The 18,407-nt window shown below is 61.4% G+C and carries 10 protein-coding genes; 9 read left to right on the top strand and 1 reads right to left on the bottom strand.

What is annotated here, in order from left to right:
• Positions 1 to 186 precede the first annotated feature (186 nt).
• The 9 genes from D1Y84_RS03445 (at position 187) to D1Y84_RS03405 (ending at position 15,500) form a co-directional block, all read left to right on the top strand.
• Positions 187 to 1,479, top strand: coding sequence for an SGNH/GDSL hydrolase family protein (locus tag D1Y84_RS03445; RefSeq protein WP_124847282.1), 1,293 nt, complete (start codon positions 187 to 189; stop codon positions 1,477 to 1,479).
• A 76-nt stretch (positions 1,480 to 1,555) separates the two neighbouring features.
• Positions 1,556 to 3,985 (top strand): TIM-barrel domain-containing protein, encoded by a 2,430-nt coding sequence (locus D1Y84_RS03440; RefSeq protein WP_124847281.1) that lies wholly within the window; start codon positions 1,556 to 1,558, stop codon positions 3,983 to 3,985.
• Positions 3,986 to 4,033: 48 nt separating this feature from the next.
• Entirely contained in the window at positions 4,034 to 4,867 is an 834-nt protein-coding gene (locus D1Y84_RS18620; protein WP_124847280.1) for a LacI family DNA-binding transcriptional regulator, read from the top strand.
• The gene (locus D1Y84_RS18615) at positions 4,864 to 5,268 is read left to right on the top strand and encodes a substrate-binding domain-containing protein (protein WP_199726348.1); all 405 of its coding nucleotides are present in this window, start codon (positions 4,864 to 4,866) and stop codon (positions 5,266 to 5,268) included. Before D1Y84_RS18620 ends, D1Y84_RS18615 begins: the two co-directional genes overlap by 4 nt.
• A gap of 376 nt (positions 5,269 to 5,644) precedes the next feature.
• Positions 5,645 to 6,529, top strand: a complete 885-nt coding sequence (locus D1Y84_RS03425; protein WP_158615296.1) for a TIGR03435 family protein — start codon at positions 5,645 to 5,647, stop codon at positions 6,527 to 6,529.
• A gap of 319 nt (positions 6,530 to 6,848) precedes the next feature.
• The gene (locus D1Y84_RS03420) at positions 6,849 to 8,030 is read left to right on the top strand and encodes an HlyD family secretion protein (protein WP_158615295.1); all 1,182 of its coding nucleotides are present in this window, start codon (positions 6,849 to 6,851) and stop codon (positions 8,028 to 8,030) included.
• Between the two features lie 5 nt (positions 8,031 to 8,035).
• Positions 8,036 to 9,661 carry an MFS transporter gene (locus tag D1Y84_RS03415; RefSeq protein WP_233581541.1) on the top strand — a complete coding sequence of 542 codons (1,626 nt, stop codon included), beginning with the start codon at positions 8,036 to 8,038 and terminating at the stop codon, positions 9,659 to 9,661.
• A gap of 56 nt (positions 9,662 to 9,717) precedes the next feature.
• Complete coding sequence (locus D1Y84_RS03410; RefSeq protein ID WP_158615293.1) at positions 9,718 to 11,082, top strand: TolC family protein; 1,365 nt, start codon at positions 9,718 to 9,720, stop codon at positions 11,080 to 11,082.
• An 863-nt stretch (positions 11,083 to 11,945) separates the two neighbouring features.
• Positions 11,946 to 15,500, top strand: coding sequence for a TonB-dependent receptor (locus tag D1Y84_RS03405; protein WP_233581061.1), 3,555 nt, complete (start codon positions 11,946 to 11,948; stop codon positions 15,498 to 15,500).
• Between the two features lie 31 nt (positions 15,501 to 15,531).
• Here the strand turns inward: D1Y84_RS03405 and D1Y84_RS17840 are convergent, their stop codons facing one another.
• Positions 15,532 to 18,303, bottom strand: a complete 2,772-nt coding sequence (locus D1Y84_RS17840; protein WP_158615292.1) for an amylo-alpha-1,6-glucosidase — start codon at positions 18,301 to 18,303, stop codon at positions 15,532 to 15,534.
• Positions 18,304 to 18,407 lie beyond the last annotated feature (104 nt).

Here is an 18,407-nt window from a genome sequence, read left to right as displayed (position 1 = left end):
CCGTGGTACCGGTACCTCCATCGTCTCCGCTGTGGAAGCGCCACGCTGTTTCGTTGCGCAAGTACCTGCAAAGGCACAAACACAGTTGCAGTCCGATGGGGCCAGGCCCGTGTTCCGGAACGCAAGTGCGTTATGGTATCGTTACGCCAAATCTGATCCACCACTTACGAGGTCTGAGAAAAGCACATGTCTCGCCTGAAAACTATCGCCGCTGTTCTTTTCGGTCTGGTTGTCACAGGAGCTTCCGCGCAGCAGAGCCCGTTCTACCTGCACGACGGGGATCGCGTGGTTTTTTACGGTGACAGTATCACCGATCAGCGGGTGTATACGATGATCGTCGAGACCTTTGCGATGACGCGCTATCCAAGCCTCAACATAGGCTTTGTGAACTCCGGCTGGGGTGGGGATCGAGTGAGCGGCGGTGGGGGCGGTCCAATCGCGCTGCGACTGCAGCGGGACGTGGTTGCTTACAAGCCAAGCGTGGTGACGGTGATGCTCGGCATGAACGACGGCGGGTACAAGGCGCCGACGGAAGAGTCCGACCAGGCGTACTTCGACGGTATCAAGCACATTGTCGAGACTATCCGGACCGATGTGCCGGGCGTGAGGATTACAGCCATCGAACCCTCGCCTTACGACAACGTCACCCGACCGCCGGCGTTTCCTGTCGCCGACAACTACCCGTATAACAACGCACTGATCGGATACGGACAGTGGCTTGCGGAGTATGGACATACTGCCGGCCTGACGCTGGCCGACGCAAATACGGAGTTTGTGGAGATGCTGAAGAAGGCCAACCAGGCAGACCCCGACAACGCCGCAAAGATTCTGCCGGATCATATTCATCCCTCGTTCGGCGGGCACCTGATGCTTGCCGCGCAGATATTAAAGGCCTGGAACGCGAGGCCGGTCGTTGCCGCGGTCAGCCTCGACGTGAAGGGCTCGAAGATCACCGTGAAGGAGAGTGAGCACACGAAGATCTCTGCTTTGGATGGTGCCAACGGCGTGCGCTGGACCGAGACCGACGAATCACTCCCGCTGCCCTTTGCGCAGTGGGAGACGATGTGGGGCGGCGGAGCGACTGTGCCGCTGGTCATTCATAGTTCCGACATCACCACCGCCCTGAATCAAGAGACCGTACGGGTCACGGGCCTGAAGGATGGCGTCTACGGACTGCGGATTGATGGGACGAAGCTGCGCACCTTCACGAGCGCGGAGCTGGCCGCTGGGGTAAATCTTGCGCCGCTGGCGACGCCCATGTCGGACCAGGCGTTCAACGTGTATGAAGCGGTGGTGCAGCACAACGATCTCCACTTCGACCGCTTTCGCCATGTACAGGTTGCGCTTGACGCGGACAAACTGCCGGAAGCAGACCAGGCTTCGCATGCCATGGACGCACTCGAAGCCGCAGTGGTGAAGAAGGCCAGGGCATTGGCGGTTCCCAAGCCGCACACGTTTGAGCTTGTACCGGTGCAGTAACCGCTGCTGCTTAGTGCAGACATCCACGCATCGGTGTCGTGTTGCGCGCGCAGTGCTAGAGAAAGGTTTGTTTCCCATGGTTCTGAAACCAACGCTGTCGGCGTCTCGCGCCGGCCTCACGGGACATTTGCGGCAGATCCTGACGGGTGCAGCAGCCTTGCTGATGCTGCCAGTTGCGCCACACGCGCACGCACAGATGCAGCAGTCCGCGAACGGTGTGCAGGTGCATGCGGGCAGTGACACAGCGATCATCGAACTGGCAGGCAGGAACCTGGTGCATGTGCACGTGCTGCCAGGCGGACAGGAGAGCCCCCGTGCACTTGTGCTGGATCCGAATCCGACAGTGCCCGACCTGAAGTCCATTGGAGGATCGATCCAGCTTGCGGACGCCACTCACGCCGTGCTCGACGCACCCGCGGTGCGTGTGCGCGTGGACACGAGCCACGGTGCCGCGATCGATTTCTGTGACCCGGAGAACCACTGCCTGCGTCTGGATGATGTGTTCAGCGCTGCCACGCGGGACGAGTTGCCCCTTGAACTGGACCACGCACAGTCTTTGTATGGCATGCGTGGCCTGGAGTTGCTCGACAGCGGTCGCGACCTCACGCGCAACCAGGGGGCCATTGTCGCAGCAGGCGTGCAGGGCGATGGCGGCGCTCCCTTTTTTTTCACCAATCATCTCGGCGTGCTTGTGGACGCGAGCAGCGGAACGTTCAAAGCGACGGGGCCATCTGTTCGGTTTTCCGGCAGCGGACGCAAGGATCTCGAGTTCTACGTCGCATTTGGACCGCCCATGACAGTGGTGTCTGCGATGGTGAAGCTTTCCGGTTTGCCGCCCATGCCGCCGAAGTGGACTCTTGGTTTCATCAATAGTCAGTGGGGCACGGACGAGGCCGATCTGAAGAAGATCGTCGCGGAATATCGACAGAAGCAGATCCCCCTCGATGGCTTCATCCTGGATTTCGACTGGAAGGCATGGGGTGAAGACAACTATGGCGAGTGGCGATGGAACAGCACAACGGGCGCTGGTGCTGCAGGTCCTGACAAGTTCCCCGATGGCGCGTCGGGTGCGTTCGCGTTGGACCTTGCGAAGCAGGGGGTCAAGCTTTCCGGCATCCTCAAACCCCGCATCCTGCTTTCTCCGGAGGGCGCCCCGACAGCGAGAACGGAGGCTGCGGCATATGCAGATGCGCATAATCTCTGGTTTCCGGATGAAGCCCAACAGGATGACTACTTCACAAAACGTATGGCGCGCAATCTGAACTTTGACCTGGCGGAGACAAGGCGCTGGTTCTGGGAACATCTCAAGCCGGCGTTTCAAGCGGGCATGGCTGGGTGGTGGAACGACGAAGCCGACTCTTCGAGCGTTTCCTCCGCTAGCAATCTCCAGTTCCTGAACATGGCGCGGATGCTGTATGACGGGCAAAGATCGGTTGCGGACCAACGCGTGTGGTCGCTGAACCGGACCTACTTCCTTGGCTCGAATCGCTATGGGTACGCGGTATGGTCCGGCGACATTGACTCCGGGTTCCCATCCATGGCGTATCAGCGTCGTCGCATGCTGGCCGCGATGGATCTGGGCGCGAGCCACTGGAGCATGGATACAGGGGGTTTTCACGGACATCCCACTCCGGAAAACTATGCCCGCTGGATGGAGTTTGCGGCTTGGGTGCCTATCGATCGTGTGCATGGCGACTTCGGCGAGAAGCGTCAGCCGTGGATGTACGGGCCCGTAGCGGAGGCTGCGGCGACCCAGGCGATCAAGACACGCTACGCGTTGCTGCCGTACCTCTACTCGTATGAGCATGGTGATCATCTGACTGGTATCGGCGTTGTGCGGCCGATGTTCTGGATGTTTCCTGATGACGAGGAAGCGTCGCGGCTGGATTCGCAGTGGATGTTCGGGGATGCGTTTCTTGTCTCGCCGGTGGTCACTCCCGGAGTGACGAAGCAGAGGGTTTACTTGCCGGCGGGCATGTGGCACGACTTCAGCTCCGGTCAGCAGATTGAAGGGAACCGCTGGTACGACGCGCCGGTCAATGCGCAAACCTGGGGTGACACTCCCGTATTTGTGCGCGATGGATCCATCATTGCGTCGCAGGAGCCGCAGCAGTATGCCGGGGAGCGTCCTGTGGACGAGGTGACGCTGGATGTGTTCCCGGCGGCTCGCAATGCGGAGTTCACGTACTACGACGATGATGGCGTGAGTTACCGGTATGAAGCGGGCGGCTATTTCGAACAGGGCATCTCGGTCCAGCAGAACAAGTTCGGCACACAGCTGCATTTCGCAACTGCATCCGGGACCTTGAAGCCGGCGCTGACGCACTATGTTGTTCGAGTGCATCAGCATGCGCGCAAGGTCACGCTGGATGGACGTACGCTCGCGACGGCTCCTGCCGCAACAACGCAAGGCGACAACACATGGCGAGCAGGAACGGACAAGTATGGCGACGTGACGGTGTTTCGTGTACCGGCGGGAACGAAACTCGACGTGACGATCCACTAGCGTGCCGGAGCGCGGCAAGGGTCTGCTCAGCCGTGCGGCCATGGACGCATGCTCGATGAGGCATGCAGAAGTAACCCTGCACGTGCTGCTGTTGTTGTGGTGGATGGGAAACGGTGTGCGATTTGCGACGGCGCGGAGCGACGCTCAAAGTCGATGGCAGCGCCGCCGATTGTTGTACGGCAGGATGCGGGGAAGCGATACCATGTGCCATGTCTGCCTGTCGCGAGCCCGGCAGTGCCATCGACCTGGAGTGCGCCGCTGAGTAAGAGCAACAATCGTCCGACATTGCACGACGTCGCCAGAATTGCAGGCGTGGGCACCACCACGGTCTCGCGGGTGATCAACGGCGGGGATCGTGTGGCGCCCGAGATGCTTACGCATGTGCGCAAGGTCATGAAGGAGTTGGGCTACCAGCCGAACCAGGCTGCGCGGGCGTTGAAGAGTGCACGCTCCAACACAATCGGCCTCATTATTCCTTCGATCACGGACCCCTTCTTCGCGAGCTTCGCTTCGATTGCGGAGCAGATGGCTCGCGAGCAGGAGTACGCGATCATTCTTTTGACTTCGCAGGATCATGCGGAGCGCGGCGCGATCGATCTGAAGATCCTGGAGCGTCATCGCATCGATGGCCTGCTGATCGTGCCTCCAAGGACAGGATCGAGAGCGCTGCTGGACCAGCTGACGCAGCTGGCGGTGCCGCTGGTCGCGTTCGACAGACCCCTGATTGGGCGCAACTGCTCGCGCATTCTCTGCGACAACCTGCAGGCAGCGATGATGGCAACGAAGCACCTGGTGGCCCACGGACGCAAGCGCATCCTCGTTCTGGGGGAGACCCACGCCTCTACACGATTCAGCAGCGGCTCGCAGGCTACCGGAAGGTGATCGAGGAAGCTGGTCTCGAGGAGCACGTCGAGATGGACGCTGGAGGCGATGCAGCGGCAGAAGCAGCGATCGGTAAGCACATGAAGATGAAGGGCGGCATCGATGCGATCTTTGGCTTGTACAACCAGGCCACGATCAAGGCGTACGAGGTGCTGCAGAACAAGAACATCAGCGTGCCGGAGCGCGTCAGCCTGATCGGCTTCGATGACTTTGCGCTTGCCTCGACGCTGCGGCCGTCGATTACTGTGGTGAGCCAGGCCGTTGAGGAGATGGCCCGCGCAGCGACCCGGCTGCTGCTGCAGCATATGAGCGGCGAGCTGACCGCTCCACAGCAGGTTGAAATCGGCGTGCGGCTGATCGTGCGACAGTCCTGCGGATGCACAGCGACCGCCAGGGTGTGAGTACAAACCGCATCGCTGCTCCGGGGTAGCAACGGCTCGGCGGCCGGTCAGCGCATCGAGGTCAATGGGTAGGTGGTCCTGTAGTCCTATATGTTCTGTAATTGCTGCAGACCGGGTTTTCGAAAGCGGATGACGCGCGGCTGGATACACGGCATTGGCCGAGGTCCTGAGCCCTGATCTAAACCCGACCATCACGCGTGCGGTTGCGATGGTGCGGCTCCCGGGAGAAAAGCGCCCCTCATGTGCAAAGCCGGCCCGGTGCCGCGATTCGCATTGCCCAGCAGATAGCGTTATGGGACACTCTATGCATTCCTTGCGCGCGCCGCGCACTTTGCGGCGGCGCGCATCTGTATCGATCGCTAGTAGGAAAGTGCAGATGAACGAAGCTGAGTCTCGCGCCAGATCAGTTGTTCGACTTATCGTGTTGTCTCTTCCTCTATTGGCATACAACTGCCCGTCGCTTTGTTATCAGGCGGCGAGGGCAGCTGACGGCGTTGAGAGTGCCGAAATGCACCAGGAGACACCAACGAAGCATCTCGCCGCTGACGTTGTCTCCGTATCGCCGACGAAAGATACGGGACGCTGGAAACTGCAGGATATCAGCGTTGGATGGATTGGCCGGAATGTAACACTGCTCATGCTTGTGCAGGAGGCGTACCACGTAGATGGGGCGCATCTCCTGAACCTTCCCGCGTGGGCGCGCAGCGACCACTACGACATGGACGCCAAAGTAGCTGCGGCGGATGTAGCAGTGTTCAGCCAGATGAGCTATGACCAGCATCGCGTCCTGCTGCAGGACGTACTTGCTGATCGCTTCAAACTGTCCGTGCATATTGAAAGCCAGGAGCGGCCGGTGTATGCCCTGGTCGTGGCCAGGGGCGGGGCGAAGTTAGGGAAGCCGCGTCCTGATCAATGGTGTGCACAGCCAGCACAGCAGGGAAGAACATTGTTTGTGCAGGCACGCGCTGGATTGATGAGCGTCGAATGTATCAGGATGAGCGGACTGGCGGACGTGTTATCGCGGGGAAATGATCGGCCGGTGATTGATAAGACGGGGATCTCCGGTTTCTACAATGTTGATCTACGTTGGATGCCCGAGGCGGATGCCGCGAAGGCGCAGGCTGTCAGCTCATCGACGGAAGAGAGCGGACCCTCCCTGTTTACTGCTCTTCAGGAGCAACTCGGATTGAGGCTGGATCCGCAAAAAGGGCCGATTCCCTTTCTCGTGATTGATCGCGTCGAGCCACCTTCCGCCAACTAGCAACCATCTGTTCCTCGACCAGGACGCTTGATTTGTTGCCATCAGCTCTCCCGTATGCCAGCAGTGGCGGCAGGAGCCCTTGTCCGGTTGCTTTATCGACGGTCTCAAGGCTGGCTCCACATCTGCAGGAGGGGGAGCCAGCCTGTCTTCTCCTGAATATCTTGTTGCTGAAGATCGTAACAAGCAGGGCGCCCTTTCAGGTGTTTGCGCCGGAGGCCCACAAACTATAAGTGGGGCGTTGCAAGTTTCTTTCTGCTTTCTCGTGTTTCGACGCACATTGGGGTTTGCGTGAGCGGTGGCTTGAGGCAGAATGGTGCGCATGAGCGCTGGCACTGCTTCGCCGCCATCTACTCCTTCTTCTAAAGCGCGCTACGTGGCCTGGATCGTGCCCGTCGTGGTGATCGTGGCTGCGATCGTGCTGGTGCTGGTGGTTGCGGGCCGATGGAATGCGTGGACGGCGCGCGGCGACAGGCAGAGAACCACGGACGCGTACGTGCATGCGGATGTAGTGCCACTCAGCACCCGCGTGAGCGACACCCTGCGTGCGATCCGGGTGCAGGATTACCAGACTGTGCGCGCGGGGCAACTGGTTGCCGAGCTTGACGATACGGACTATCGTGCCCAGCTTGCACAGGCGCAAGCCGCGCTCAGCGCCGCGCGTGCTGCGCTGCATGACAACCAGGTACAGAAGCAGGTGCAGGCAGCAAAGATTGCGCAGGCGCGGGATCAGCAGCGAGAAGCGCAGGAAGCGGTAACCGGCACAGCGTCTGCCATCGCGGGGGCGGATGCGCAGGTGAAGCAGGCCGCGCAGGAGCGTGCCCGCCAGGAGGCGCTGTTTGCGCAACAGGCGACGACGCGGCAAACGCTGGAGAAGGCTGTGTCGGCTGCTGAGCAGGCCAATGCCGCGCTGGGCTCAGCGAGCGCCAGCCGCTCCAAGGCCGAGGCTGCTGTGCTTGCTGCGGACGCGGCGATCACCGAGGGCGAGGAAGGGCAACAGCTGCTGGACGCAAAGGACCAGTCACTCCGAGCCGACATTGAGGGCAAGGCAGCAGCGGTGCGCGGCGCCCAGGTGCAGGTGGATTACACGCGAATTTACGCTCCTGTGGACGGCCGTGTCACCGAACGCAAAGCGTTCCCGGGGCAGCTCATCTCGCCGGGCATGGAGGTGATTTCTCTGGTCGAGGGTGATGTCTGGGTGCAGGCCAACTTCCAAGAGACGCAGCTCGTCCGCATGCGGGTCGGCGACGCCGCCGACGTGCGCGTCGATGCGGTACCGGGCCGAAGTTTCCACGGCAGGGTTGTGCAGATAGCCCCGGCGAGCGGCTCACAGACGGCGCTGCTGCCGCCCGACAATGCCACCGGAAACTTTACCAGGGTGGTGCAGCGATTACCGGTGAAGATCGCGTTTACGGACGAGCGAGGCACCACGGATGTGCTGCGCCCCGGCTTCTCCTGCGAAGTGACCGTGCACCCATCGGCAACAGGGAGAGGTGGCCGTTGAGTTCGGTGGCACAGTCGGCGCATGCGGGCACTGCACCCACGCCTGCTGCCGCTCCCGCCTCGATCCCGTGGCTCGGCATCGGTGCCGTGCTGATCGGGGTAAGTATCTCAGTGCTGACAGGTCAGTTGCTAAGTACCGGGCTGGCCGATGTGCGCGGCGCCATGCACCTGAGCGTGGACCAGGGTGCATGGCTCGGTGCCGTCTTCAATGCGGGACAGATGTTTACCGGGCCTATGACCGTGTACCTTGGCGGACTGATGGGACCCCGGCGGGTTTTGCTTTGGGCGACACCCCTGGTGTTCCTTGGCAGCATGCTCGCGCCGTTCGCTCCAGGCGTGGGCTGGCTGCTTGCCCTCACCGCCATCACGGGGCTCGGCGCAGGCAGCTTCTATCCATTAACCCTGACCTTTGTCGGCCGGAGCCTTCCTCCGAGGTACGTGCTCTTCGGCGTTGCGGCGTACGCGTTTGACGTCCTTGCGTCGCTGCATGTCGGCAGTTTCCTTGAGGGCCTTTATATGCAGTACCTGTCGTGGCACTGCATTTTCTGGACCGCCTCGGTGCTCTCGCCGCTTATGTGGATGCTGGTCTACTTCGGTATGCCCCCAACGACGGCGCCGGGCATTGAGCAGGCAAGGCTCAGGCCGACGTGGTCCGGCTTTGTGTACGCCAGTGGTGCGTTTGTGTGCTTCTTTCTGCTGCTCACCCAGGGCGAACGGCTGGATTGGTTTCACTCGGGGACGATCGTGGGACTTGCGGCCGGAGGAGTTCTGCTGCTGTTTGCAAGCTGGCTGCGCCATGTGCTGCGCCCCAATCCGCTCGTCAATCTCCGCTTCCTGTTTCGCCGCAACATTGTGCTGTTGAGCGGCTGCCTGTGTGGCCTGCGCTTTTCGCTGCTCTCGTCGGCGCTGCTGGTGCCTGACTTTCTGGGTGGCGTTCGCTCGCTGCTGCCTTTGCAGGCCGGTGTCGTGCTCGCCTGGGTCGGCATCCCGGCTTTGCTGGCCGCGTTGCTGGTGTCGCGCCTGCTGCTGCGCGTGGACCCGCGCCTGGTGCTGGCTACCGGCTTCACCTTGACTGCGAGCGCCTGCCTGTGGAACGCAACGCTCAGCTCCGAGTGGTCGCGTGGAAACTTCTTTCCCGGCGAGTTAACGATCGCAATCGGCGCTGCGACCACAGTGTGTGGACTGATCGGGTGCATCGTGCTTGAACTTGTAAACTCGGGAGCCGCAAAGGACCCGATCAAGACGCTCACCATGGTGGCCTGGTTCCACACCGTGCGACTCTTTGGCGGACAGTTGATGACGACATTGCTTACGCACCTGCTGACAGTGCGGGAGAAGTTCCACTCCAACATCCTTGGACAGTCGGTCTCGCTTGGCAGCCCGCTTGTGCGCACGCAGGTTGGCGCGATGTCCCACATGCTGTTGCCTGCAAGTCCGGGCTCTCAGGCAGCGCTGGGCCGGGCCGGCGCGCTGCTGGGTGGTCGCGTGCACACGCAGGCGCTAACGCTGAGCATTGCGGATGGCTATACAACGGAAGCACTTGGATTGATTGTCTGCCTCGTGCTGATCGCATGCTTGGGCCGCGAGCGTTTGCAGTTCCGCGATCTTGCGGCCTCGCGAGGTGCTGCATGAACGCCGGGCGCAGCCTTGGCAGACCGCGGCAGGTGGTTTTGAGTGGATCCCTTTGCTTGATCCTCCTGGTGGGGTGTGTGCGCTGCACGGCGGCCGAAGCACAGGCGCTGGCACCCGCGCCCGCTCCGCACGCTGCGGCGGTCGAGGCCACGTTCACGCTGACCCAGATGATTGATCTCGCCCTTGCGCGGAACCGCGATCTGCACATGGCGGCGGATGTGACCGACCATTACCAGCAATTGCGCGCGGAGGCGCGTGCCGAGTACTTTCCGAAGATCGGCAATTTCTCCGAGGTAAGTCACATCACCGATCGCCAGGGGATCGTTTTGCCTGCGGGGGTATTCGGCACCCCGCCGGCGACAGGCGCCATCCCGGCGGAAAGTATTCGCGTTGACCAGGGTGCCAGCACTACTTACTTTGCAAGCACACAGATCAAGCAGCCACTTTCGCAACTCTTTGCCATTCGCCAGGCGAATCGCATGGCTGAATCCGATGTTGCGACCTCCCGGCAGAAGGAGCAGGAAACGCGACTCGAAGTTGCCAACACCGTGCGCAGCCTGTTCTACGAGACGCTGGTCTCCGCAAAGAATCTTGAAGCGGTGGAAGCCCAGCTTGCTGCGCTCAAGGAGGCTGAGCATGAAGCTATTGCGGCGACAGCACTCGGCAGCACACTGCGCTCGGACACGCTGGAGGTCGAGGTCGACCAGGCCAAGGCACTCACGGCGGTAGCGCAGGCTCGCGCAAACCTGCATGCTTCGCAATTAAAGCTTTGCGACACCGCGGGGATCGCGCTTGATACGCGGCTGGCGCTCTTGCCCCCGGACCCTCCGCCATCGGGCTTCACCGGTTTCCCGTCGAGGGAAGAAGCGCTGCAGCTTGCGCTCGCGCAGGAACCAAGGGTGTTGATCGCCGAGGAAGCCGTCACCAGGGCGCGGGCTGCGGTCAAGGGTGCGGAACTGGCGTACGTTCCCGGCATCTCTGCGCAGGCGCACGAAAGCTACCAGAGCGGCATCGCATTCTTCGAGCACAACTATGGCGTATTCAGCGGCCAGGTCACGGTGGACCTCTTCGACGGCGGCACACGCAATGCAAAAATTCGCGATGCAAAAGCATTGCTTGCCCAGGCTGAAACTGCGCTGGCTGCCCAGCGTGAATCGACACGCATCGCTGTTGAAGTTACCTATGACCAGGTGGATGAGGCGATGGCCGACCTGGAAGCCAAACAGATGATGGTGAAGGCGCAGCAGGAGAACGAACGCCTTGCTGTTGCGTCGTTTGACAATGGTGAGCTGTTGCCCTCGAAACGGGATACGGCCACGGCAGCACGTACAACTGCCGAGGCAGCGCTGCTCGAGTCCACGCTCAACCTCGCGCTCGCGCGCAGCCAGATCCAGCGTGTGCTTGGGGAGATTCCCCGCTGATGAATCAGGTGCAGCATTTTTCCGGCCAGTGACTACCTGATGAGTTGACGCGTTTTCGTAGGTCGGGCTCCGCACCAGCAGCGCCCTTGTGAGCCTACGCGTCCTGGTCGGTGCTTGTGGAGCTTGATACGACGCGCTCACTCTTCGCTACTCTCGGCAGATTGCTGGTGTGCCTGGGAGCTTTTAAAAGGGGCAAAGGTACTCCATGGACTTGTATTACACCGGTCAGGATTCCCCGACGATTCTGGCTGCAGGTCACTGGTTTCCTGCAATGGCGAGTAACTTACAGCGTCCAGGCGAACGATTCGATGGTCGATGGCGGAAAGCAGATTGCTGCCATCGTCCATCTTCTGCTCCTGCCCGGCTGCGCGGTTGACCCCTGGGTGGCGCCACTGGACACGCATGCCCATCCTGTATCGCTTGAGGCTCCCACGCGCGGCGTTGGACTTCGATGGCCTGAAAGCGCCACGTCACAAGAGTCAGAGATGGCAGCGCTGTTGTCGATCGTGGTTGCCTCACCCGCTTTGTGTCGGATCCGTGGCGATGTGTGGCCAGCGCCGGGGCGTTTGGTTGCGTAAAAGTCAGCTTCGTAGAATGCCGAGTTGCCATAACGGTTTGCGCCGGGCTCCACGGTCAAGGCGGAACGGTGTACGCTCCCGGGTCTATAATTCGACGCGGCATCGAAAAGGAGACCTGACGCTCAATGAGCGGCAGCCCCGGGTGTGCTTCTGTTCATCGCACGCCGCAGGGCGCACCCGATCCGCCGCCGCTGTTGTCCGAAGCAGGTAGGCCGCTAGCCTATAAGCAGTTCGGCTGGCACGCCGTGTCCTCGCGTTTCAAGGACGCGATGCCGGAGGCGATCCATGGTCGATGCACACAATGCCGCAGGTACACACGGCAACGCGCCTGTCGAATCGAACAAATGCGCGGGCAGGCTCCATACCCGGTGGTTCCAGCTGACATCGCTGGTTCTTGGTCTCGCTGTTTTCACCGGACCGACGATGCCGCGTGCAGAGGCACAGGCCGTATTCGGTTCGATCGTGGGTACTGTCACAGACCCAACTGGCGCGGTTGTCCCCAACGCGGCCGTCGTGATCACGGACACAAGCAAGGGCACGAGCCAGTCAGTGCAGACCAATGCCAGTGGGAACTACACGGCATCGCGGCTTATCCCTGATGTGTATTCGGTCAAGGTCACGGCACAGGGATTTGCGCCCACACAGGCCGACGGCATCGCAGTGTCCGCAAATACCTCGCCCGAGGTCAACCTGATCTTTCAGCCGGCTGGCTCAAGCCAGAACGTGACTGTGACGGCAGCGCCTGCTCCGCTGCAGTCGGACCGCGCTGACGTGGCGACGGTGCTCAGCGGGCGCCAGTTGCAGGACCTGCCGAATCAGAATCGTAACTTTACGAGCTTTGCGCTGTTGATACCCGGGGTGCAGCGTGGATCCTTCAACATTGCGCCGACCGAAAATCCGCAAGGCACGCAGTCTCTCGAGGTGAACGGGTCCAACTACGGATCGCTCGGCTACTACCTCGATGGCACCGACAATCGAGAGCCGATCGATGGCATCATCGTTGTCAACCCGACGCTTGATTCAGTTAGTGAGTCGCAGGTGGACACGGAGAACTTTCCAGCCGAGTTTGGCGGCGCGATCGGCGGCTTTGTCGCGGCGCAAACCCGCTCTGGCGGCAACGATGTGCACGGCGCTGTGTTTGAGTTTCGCCGCAGTGCGGCGCTTGAAGCGCGCGACCCGTTTACGCAGTTTCAACCGAATGCTGTCACCGGCAAGTACATCCCGGACGCGCTGTATAACCAGTTTGGCGGTGCGGTTGGCGGCCCGATCAAGAAAGACAAGGTCTTCTTCTTCGGCGATTACCAGGGAACGCGCCAGAAAATCGGCACCAGTCTGCAGCAGACGGTGCCGACACTCGCCGTGCGGAATACTTGCCTGAACGCAGCCTCGGCGACCTGCGACCTGACAGACTACGGCCAGGGTGTGATCTCCAATACGCTCGTCACGCCGCAGGGGCGTGCCTTGCTAGCGGCACTGCCCGCACCCAATGCCGGCTCCGTGACAACCGTCGCAAATAACTACCAGAACTCCGGCAGTGGCAATGACAACGGCGATCAGGCGGACATCCGGCTGGATGACCAGGTGACGGCACCCCTGCATGCGTTTGCCCGCTACGACTACTCGCGCTTCTCGCTCTTCGGGCAACCGGTGTTTGGCGCCGCCGGCGGTACCGGCTTTGGCCTGGGCTACACAACCGGCACCGATACCGTGCAGAACCAGAGTGCCGCGACCGGCTTTGACTATGCGTTGAGTGCAAGCCTGCTGACGGATTTCCGGTTTGGTTTTCTGGCCTACCATGTCTCAGAAAACAAGATAGACAACGGCACCGCGCCCGCAAGTGCCATTGGTCTCCCTAACCTGAACACAGGACTGCTCGACTCCTCCGGCTCACCCACGTACAACGTCACGGATGGCACGCTCAGCAACTTCGGCAACCAGGGTTGTAACTGCCCGCTCAAGGAAAGCGAGCAGGTCTTCCAGGTTGACAACAACTGGACCAAGACGTTCGGCAATCATGCGATCCGGTTCGGAGGCGATCTTCGGTACGCGCTCAACCTGCGCGACGCGAGCGACTCGAACCGTGCCGGGCAGTTGACCTTCAGCAACACAACGGGTGCAGGGTCCGGCATTGCGGCCGTGCTGGAAGGGCAGGTGGCACAGTTCCAGCGCTTCGATGTGTACGATTCCAACGCCGCGACGAGGCAAAAGCGCGGCGCGTTCTACGGGCAGGACAGCTGGCGTGTCACACCCAGGCTGACGCTGAACTACGGCGTTCGCTGGGACATCATTTTTCCAGAAACGGTGAATACCCCGGGGAACGGCGGATTCACTGTACTGCAGGATCGCGTGATTCGCATCGCGGGTGTGGGTGGTATCGGCACCAACGGCGGCGAAAACGTGGATCTTACCAATCTTGGCGGCCGCTTCGGTTTTGCTTACCAGGCAAGACCGGGCACCGTGATTCGTGGCGCCATCGGGCAGGTCTACGACGACGTCGGCTTCTTCGGCACCATCTTCGGCTCGGCGCTCGCGCAGAATGTTCCCGTGGTGAACTCGGAGAACGTCGGCAGCACCAATGCGACCACTCCTACCTACACGTATGCGACACTGCCGGCGCAGGTCGGGCAGATTGCAATCCCGGCCAACGGGCTTATTCCGCTCATTAACGGCCTGGGCTACAACGTGCGCCCGCGCAACCACCTGGTCCTCCCCAAGGTGAACCAGTTCAATGTGAGCGTGCAGCAGCAGATTTCGCAGAACATGACGTTCACCATGGCTTACATCGGCAACATTGGCGAACGCGTGTACCCGGGTGAGACCGAGGGGTACAACGTGAACGAGTACGTGTTGCCGGCGCCGACTACAAACCCCGCTGTGCAGGCCGCCGAGCTGGCAGCGCAGAACCAGCGCCGCCCCTACTACCTGCCGCCCGTCAACGGCGTGGCCCAGTGCTGCACGCAAAATATCAACTCGGTGGCGCCCGCTGCACGCGAGACCTACAACGCGTTGCAGACCAAGGTGGAGCAGCGTTTCGCGCATGGCTTCCAGCTCCTCGCAGACTACACATGGTCACGCGCGCTGAACTACGGCTCCACTTACTTCGCAATCGATCCTTCGGTAGAGAAAGGACCGAGCGATACCAATCGCAACCAGGTGTTCGTGCTGAGCGGGGTGTACGAGCTGCCGTTCGGTAAGGACAAGAGGATCGGCAACACTTCCAACCGCGTCGTGAATTACGCGATCGGCGGGTGGCAACTGGCCGGGACCACTACCTGGGAAAGTGGTTTGCCTTTCACTCCTACGTATGGTGAGTGTGGAGCAGACCAGGATGTGGACAGCAATTTCGGAAGCCCTGGTACCTCGAGCGATTGCCGCCCGAGCGTCGCCTCGCAGGGATCGGCCCAGGCGATTGTGCACCATGCCTCCGGCTATAATCCTGCGACGCACAGCCGCAGTATATTCACGCCCGTTGCTCCGCTGGCAGAGAACGGGGCGCAATCCGGAGCGTTCCTTCGTCCTGCTTTCGGCACCATTGGCGATATCGGGCGTACTTCGTTTCGCGGGCCGACGGAATATTTTGCCGATGCTTCACTCTTCAAAAACTTCTCCATCACGGAGCACGTGAAGGGCCAGTTCCAGTTCCAGGCTTTCAACGTGTTCAACCACGTGCCGCTTGGTCTGCCCAGCTCGACGGACGCACGATGCATCGACTGCAGCCCGGCCAGTGCGGCCTTCGCGAGTTCGGCAGCCGGCCAGATCACCAGCGTCGATAGTGCCATCGCCGGCAGCGGTCAGCCGTACATGCGGCAGCTGCAGTTTGGAGCGCGCATCACCTTTTAGGCTGCGCACACACCGTGACATGCCCGCACGCTTACCAGCGTACCGAGATGGTTTGCTGCTTGTAGCCGGCGCCATCTGGGAAACGCACCTGCAGCGTGTCGAGTGCGCTGGCCGCGTCGGTGCTTTGCGCAGACTGTGCGCGGCTGGCGAGCAGTGCATCGCCGCTGAGTGGAGCCAATGCAGGCATGGGCGCCTGGCTGAGCAACGTCGCGCCTTCCGCATGTGCGGCACGTATGCCGTTCAAGCGCAGGGGCAGCGAGTAGACAGTTCCACCCTGTGCCTCGAGCACCCAGGAGGCGCTATGACCATCGGCGTGCTGCTCAAGCACTTTGAGTTGCTGCGTGGCTGCTCCTGCCAGCGGCAGCTCTGCAGGGATGTCCAGCTCGGCGCCCGGCAAAGGGATGCTCAGCTCGTCTTGCTTGGTCGCGGCACCCGCAGGACCCTGGAGCCGGGGCAGCGGCGCTCCGCCTGCTGCGTTGCTTTCTGCCGTCACCTGTACGATCAGCGCGGTGCGCCTCCGTTGAAACTGAAGCGTTACTCGTTGCCCGTGGGCAACGGGCACGTGGCGCAATGTCGCGTGCTCCCAGGTGGCGGGGAGTTGCGGAGCAAGCGTAAGTGTGTTGCTACCTGCGTCGAAGCTGACGCCGAACAGCCCTCGGAGCGCTGGTGCGATCACCATCGCAGAGGACCAGAGCTGGTGCGTGGTTGAACGGCCGAAGGGTTCGAAATACTGGCCCGAGAGCAGCTCTGTTACCGCGCCAAGATCCTGGGACCAGGTCATGTCGGCGTTCTGCATCAGGTGCGCATAGCCGGAAAGCGAGCGCCCGGTGCGGTACTCCGCGAGCGAAGCCCACCCGGTGAAGAGCGGCCATACTGAGCCCTGGTGATAACTCATCGGGTCGTAAATGGATTCGTGCTCGCCAAGGTCGCGTGTGCCCCAGTCGGTTGAGAATTCGTGCGAGGCCCAGCGGCGAAACATCCCTTCGCTGCCGTCAAGGGTGAATGTTCCGTCCCACCAGGCCACCGATGGATAAATGGTTGCCGTGGTGTCCAGCATGGGCTTGCCCGTCGCGTCTTTCCCGTTGTCGCTGAATGCATACATGCCCCCACCTGCATCGCTGGCCGGTTTGTACTCCGCGCGCAGCGTGGCAGCGACCTGCACGGCGCGAGCGGCTGCTGCTTCGTTGGGCTTACCGGCAAGCGTAGCCAGTTGCGCATAGGCGAGGCTCGCCTGCTCATCCAGTGCCGCAAGGTAAACCTCCTGGTGCGGCATGCCGCTGGGCCAACTCTCTACCCAGCCGGTACCCTGCGCATTGTCGTAGATGCCGTCGCCGTTGCTGTCATGGGTTGTTTCAAACAGCCACGCCTTGTGGACCTGCTCCCAATGCTGTTGCAAATACGCGGTGTCGCCAGAGCGGGTCGCGTAATCGCGAAGTAGCATCAGCAGCAGAGGCGTTGAGTCGGCGGCCGCGTACTCGTAAGGAAGTTTCGGCCAGTTCACAAGCTCGGCTGTTTGCGAGTACTCGTGCATGATTTTGCCGTCGGCTCGTTGGCGCTTCAACAGAAAGTCAAGTTCCTGGCGCGTAAGGCTGAAGTCTCCATAGCTGTCGGCCGCGTAGAGAGTGTAGAGCGAGTCTCGACCGAAGAACCATCCAAAGCCGGGGCGAGTGGAATCTCCAGAGCTGTACAGCCCGGCGATGAGGCCCATCTCGTCGCCGTATTCGGAGCTTTGGTGCCGCACGCGCAGCTGGTCGATGGACACCTCAGCCCACGCAAGCGCCTGATCGATGCGCGGGTCAGGGGTCTCGGCTGTGACACGTGTCTCGAAGAATTTCTCGTAGTACTGGGCTGTTGCCTCGTAGAGAGCAGGGACGCGGCTCCCGGTAAATGCGAGCTGCCGGGTGAGCGACTCTTTGCTCGCATCCACCACCGATGTGCCACTGGCCATCAGCAGAGGGAAATAGTGGTCCCTGTCGCGAGCGGGGTCGTACTGCAGAACGAGTTGCAGCGGATAGTTTTTGGGTCGCTCCTGATAGGGGGCGAGAATGCCCGGCTGTGTGCCGGGCATGGCGATCGCGCCTGCCAGTTCAGCGGAGTCGCTGTGCAGCAGGTAGTAGCCGTCTTTGCCGGCAGTCAGTGGGACCCACTCAGGAGAAGGTGCGTTGTCGTTGGGCGCGGGCCACATGCGCTTGAGCTCCGGAGTAAAAGAAAACGTCAGCTCTACCGGCTTCGTGGAGTCGATCTGAAAGAGAGCAACAACGCCGGGATGGGCCGAGGCGTTTGTTGTGCTTGTCGCGCTGCCTTCCCCAGCCTCGCACCGCGGTGCAAAGAGGATCTCGCGCACGGTGAATGCGGCGTGGGCAAAGGTGATGGTGGTGTGATCCGGCTGCACCGAGATCTCCGCGGACTGCTCGTTGACGTCGATGGGGACGGTGTAGTCCTGCAAGCGCGCGGTGATGTGCATGTGGCTCAGAAGCTTGACGGGCCACGTCCAGGCTTCGAAGCTGCCGTCGCCCTGGCCCACAAAGGCGCCGCATGCCCCGGCCACGGTAAATGGCTGCGAAGCCGCGGTGCGCTGGTGGATCACGAGACCGCCTACCTGAGCAGGGGCAGCAAGGGAGAAGGCAGGAACCGAGGCCAGCCAGTTTGCAGGAGTAGCTGGTAGCTGGCCCAGTGCGGGCGTCGCCGCAAGGAGCAGCGTGATGCCTGCGGCGATGTGCCGACGGGAAATACCGGAAGCAGGATGAATTAGGTTCCGCTGGAAAAAGCATTGAAGCCGTTGTTGGCGGGCGCTCGTTTTCATGCCTGCTCCCTCTTGATCGCGCGTTCTGATCACATACGTCCATGCTACGGCTTTTGTGCTTGCGTCGGAGTGGAAGTATGCAATGCGGCGGGGAAAGCAGGAGC

Origin of the sequence: Acidipila sp. EB88, from assembly GCF_003858395.1 — a bacterium.
In the GTDB taxonomy this organism is placed as follows: Bacteria; Acidobacteriota; Terriglobia; order Terriglobales; family Acidobacteriaceae; genus EB88.
Note: the sequence above shows the minus strand (reverse complement) of the source record. Positions and strands in the feature narration are given on the sequence as shown.